This window comes from Bacteroides sp. An19, assembly GCF_002160215.1.
GTDB lineage: Bacteria > Bacteroidota > Bacteroidia > Bacteroidales > Bacteroidaceae > Phocaeicola > Phocaeicola intestinalis.
In genome coordinates, this window is sequence record NZ_NFKD01000124.1 from 1 (window position 1) to 2945 (window position 2945).

Below are 2945 nucleotides of genomic sequence, written 5' to 3' on the forward strand. Positions count from 1 at the left end.
GCAATTGCAAACAACTCCGTGAAACTGACCGTTATTGGTGGTGAAGGTGACAATAACCAAGATAATGACAATGACGATATGGGTCACAATGTCCGTTATTCTGTTGACACAAAGAACAATACCATTACTTTCCAGTTCTGTGTATCTTATGGATATCTATACAATTTCAGCTTGAACAACGCATACCAGTTGACTTTGACTGTAAACGATCAAGATACCCAGACTCCGGTAGCATCTATCGTATTGCCGTTTGAATTTACTCAACCGACTTTGGATATCACTCGTGTAGATGGTGAAAAAGCTATTTGGGTTAGCGATACAGAATTGAAACTGTATGGTGATAAAGTTACTACTGGTGGTAAAGATTATATGTATGCTCCGCTTTACGAAGCATTTACCACAGCTTATGAAAAGAAATATAGTGATAAAGTACCTAATGCAGAATATTATTTGTTGAGCTATTCAAATAAGAGCAAGATATTCTACGATGGTCTGTTCATGAATACTCCATGGGGTGATTCGTCTTGGGGTGCAGGCTATTCTGAGTCTTTGGAAGGACTTGATTATTCAGCTACAGCAGAAGGATGGAATACCTCAATCCATGTATCAGATGTTCAAGAAAAGACGAAATTCCCAATTCATGCTGAATACGAATTCTATGGTGTATATCCTGCAACAGATGAGCAAGTAAAAGACTTTACATTGCAATTCGCAAGCTTGCTGGGTGATGCAAAAGAAGTTAAGTCTAACGCTCCTAAGACTTCAAATAATGTAACTCGTGAAGTTATCTTTAACGATACTGACTTTACTTTGGTTGACGCATTAGAAGATCCGTTCTATTTGTTCGATGGCGTGAAGAGCGATGGTAACATCGATACACGTTCTGAAATGAATCGTCGCCAAGGCTTCGAAGAAGGAACCGAAGGCTTCGAAACAACCTTTACTCTTGCTAATGCAACGATTAAAGTAAAAGATGCAAATGGTAAAGATATCACAACTGATTTTGACGCTGTGAAAGTTGGTTCTATTGCTACTAATGATGTTACTACGATTAATGCAGATGGTACAGTAACCGTTCCGACTGGCAGTGATGTCGCATTCTATGTAAATGAACAAACTAAGACAAGAGGATGGGCTGCTCAAACAGCAACTGATAATACGATTATTGTAACAGACCTGCCTGCTAAACAAGCAGATAAGACTAAGGGATATGCTGCAATTCCGGGCGGTATCATGATTCAGCTGCCTAAGTCTATTGGTACTACTGAACCTGTAACCCTCGAATTTACATTGGTTGACGTATTCGGTGTTACTAAGACTCTGTCTGTAACTGTTCAAGCTGCCAAATAATAACAGCTTAAGCAGAACAATTAGAATATAATTGCTTACTAAGATAAGAGAGGCGTTCTCAATCTCATAATGGGAAACGCCTCCCTTTCTTTTTATCTTTACATTAACCTTTAAATTACGGATATGAAAAAATGAATTCCACATTTCACCCAATGAACTGTAGGGGCGTATCGCATACGCTCTGAAATCATCCGCGTGGATAAGTTGGCGCATTCAGGGCGTATGCGATACGCTCCTACATGGCTTTTGCGAAATTCATAAATAGTAAATCGTAAATAGACAAATAGTAAATCAGACGGTTCTCCAGTCCTCCACCGTCCCCGTTTCGGAAGAGAAGTTCACTCCTATTTTATATAAGGTGCGCGGGTCGGCTTCGTAGGGTCGGGCATAGCCTTTCGCCTCTATCTGCGCCAAAGCCTCGTCCGCCGTGCCGTCGCGCTTGAATTCGAAAATATAGATGTACTCATCCGTCTCCACGATGCAGTCGGCACGCCCCTGGCTCTGCTCTTTCTCCGTATAGACCGTGTAGACGCTTATCAGGCGGAAGATGAGGTAAAGCGTATAGTGGAAGAAGCGTTCCTTCTCCGCCTCGTCCTTCTTAGCGCGCATTGAGTATGGGATACTAGCAAGAAAAGAAGTAAACAGCTTGCGGAGTTGCTCCACATCACCGTGCTTCAATGATTCCACCACGTCTATTACCCAATTCTTCATGTTCTCTTGCGGCTTTAAGTAATCTGCGGCAATCAAGGAAACAAATCCATTCTTTACCTCATTATTAGGAAAATCAAGTAAGAAACGGTTATAGGTCCTTTCATATCCTTTTATGGTCAGGTAGCCGCTCTGGTAAATCATCGGCAAGGGTTTCTCCACGTCTGCCTTATAATCGACAAACTCTTCGGGACGGTAATAGCGTCCGGTCAGTTCGTTCAGGTCCTCCTGCGTATGGTTCAGCAGGCGAACCAGGTAAGAGGGCGTACCACTGGCAAACCAATAGTCTTGGATATCCAGTGAAGCAAAAGCGTTCAACAAACTGAACGGGTTGTATACGTCCACCATTCCTTTGCTGAAGTGATAGCCGTCATATTGATGCCTTAATTGTCCTCTCATATCATCGTCCGTACATCCGTAATCTTCTGCCAACTCATGAATCGGTCCGGCGAAATAATGCTCCAGTTCTTCCTGTGTGATGCCGCAAAGCGTTTCATACCTGCGGTCCATGCTGATGTCTGCCGGCTGATTGAACCCGCTGAACACACTTACCTGAGAGAACTTGGTCACGCCCGTCAACAGCACAAACTGCAAGTCCTCGTCAGCGGTTTTGAATACCGAATAGAAACTCTTCAATATTTCCCGGTTACGGTCTTCCAGCAGACGCCTTTCACCGTCTACCGTAGTGGCATATCCCGTATCCAGCACGTCAAGGATAGGTTTATCGTATTCGTCTATCAATACCACGCAACGTCTGCCGTACCGTTGGCGTGCCTGATGCAGCACATGGATAAAGCGTGCGCCTGTCGTTTGCGCCGTATCGCTCCTACCATACTGCTTTTCCCAGGCTGCCATGGTCTCTTCTATTCTCGCTTCCAAATTGCCTG

1 protein-coding gene and 1 pseudogene are annotated in these 2945 nt (G+C 43.7%); one reads left to right on the forward strand and one right to left on the reverse strand.

The genetic code is table 11. The features are described 5' to 3' along the window. Nucleotides 1-1350 (forward strand): annotated as a pseudogene (locus B5F25_RS22070) (hypothetical protein); the annotation flags it as partial. A 291-nt stretch (nt 1351-1641) separates the two neighbouring features. On the opposite strand, the gene B5F25_RS20720 reads toward B5F25_RS22070, so the two are convergent. Next, the coding region (locus B5F25_RS20720) for an AAA family ATPase (protein ID WP_087251729.1) at nt 1642-2945 on the reverse strand (1304 nt) is incomplete at its 5' end.